The 1,410-nt window shown below is 44.7% G+C and carries 2 protein-coding genes; both read right to left on the reverse strand.

The genetic code is table 11. From position 1 onward, the window contains the following. A partial coding sequence (locus LG34_RS16450; RefSeq protein ID WP_109217036.1) for a Cof-type HAD-IIB family hydrolase occupies positions 1–885 on the reverse strand: 885 nt, incomplete at its 3' end. Beyond that, positions 872–1,410 (reverse strand): alpha-glucosidase C-terminal domain-containing protein (locus LG34_RS16455; RefSeq protein WP_146190255.1); only part of this gene is annotated, 539 nt, incomplete at its 5' end. The genes LG34_RS16450 and LG34_RS16455, both read right to left, overlap by 14 nt.

The raw sequence follows: 1,410 nt of genomic DNA on the forward strand, positions 1-1,410 counted from the left end.
TTGTTTCTCACCACCTATAGAGGTGGGAGTCATCTCCCATCTGATATACTTCTCAATAGCATGTGCCACACCACATTCTTCATTCGTGAGGGTAATAACATCCGATATTGCTTTAATTTCCTTCGATGCATTTCCCATAGCAACGCCAAGTCCTGCTGCCATCAGCATTTCTGCATCGTTTCCACTGTCGCCCACTGCCATTGTTTCTTCTATAGAAATGCCAAGTTCTTTTGCAATGAAACGAAGTCCCAACCCCTTGTTGACATTTGCGGCTGTGAACTCAATATTGTGGAAACCACCGTCTACCACGCAGATATCCGGGCAGGCTGTCAACAGATTCCATATCTCGTCACGGTGTAAAAAGGTGCCGTCTGCTGCCGGGATAAAATTCAGTGTCACTTTCTGGATTTTGGCTTTTCCACTTTTTACATAGGAAAGTAAATCCGGTAATTCATGACGTCCTTCCAGGAAATGATTCACAATGTGCTCCGGAAGTCCCAGTCTCCACACATAATCGTACACCGAAACCGGGGTATAGTTATGTCCGTCGATAAACACTGTCATATAAACTTCTCTCTGAAGGATAAATTCAAAAATAGAAAGTAATTTTTCTGCCGGAAGACAATGCTCATCCAGACAGATTCTGTCTGCCGTACGATAAACAGCAGCTCCGTTTGTTGTGATCAGATATGGCATTGCCACTTCTTTTAACTGGTCGTGTGGTACACCGTCATAGTCTCTGCCGGAAGCGACCACTACGGTCACACCAGCTTCCTGTGCCTTTTGAATGGCACGGATATTTTTCTCCGGGATCTGTCCCGCATTGTCAAACAGCGTTCCATCTACGTCCAGTGCCAGAAGTTTGATTTTGTTATTTAATTTCATATACATATGCTCCGTATGGTTTTAATTCGATAGCATCCGCATACTGCTGCGGTGCATCGTCATAATTGGAGATGAGCAATGTTCCCTGTGTGGCTTCCACAAAATCGCCCACCGGATAATCGATGGTTTCTTTTGTAAAGTTACAGATCACCAGTAATGTCTCATCCTCATTTTTTCGTAGTCGTAGATAAGTATATACCTTTTCATTGTCCGCGTCCAGAAGTTTGTATACGCCGTCTGTGATCACCGGCACTTCGTGACGCAATTGCACTAACTTCTTATAATAGAAGAAAACCGATTCCGGATCTTTGACTGCAGCCTCTGCATTGATGGTTTTGTAGTTGTCATTTACGGCAATCCACGGCTCTCCATCCGTAAATCCGGCATTTTTTTCGGTGTTCCACTGCATCGGAGTTCTGGAATTGTCTCTGGGCTTCTGCTTTTTCAAGCTGGATCTTGAAGTATCCGATTGCTGCCGCAAAACCATTGTCTCCCAGACAATGTGCGCCCTCGCGGAGCATTTAT

Source organism: Eubacterium ramulus, assembly GCF_003122485.1.
Classification (GTDB): domain Bacteria; phylum Bacillota; class Clostridia; order Lachnospirales; family Lachnospiraceae; genus Eubacterium_I; species Eubacterium_I ramulus_A.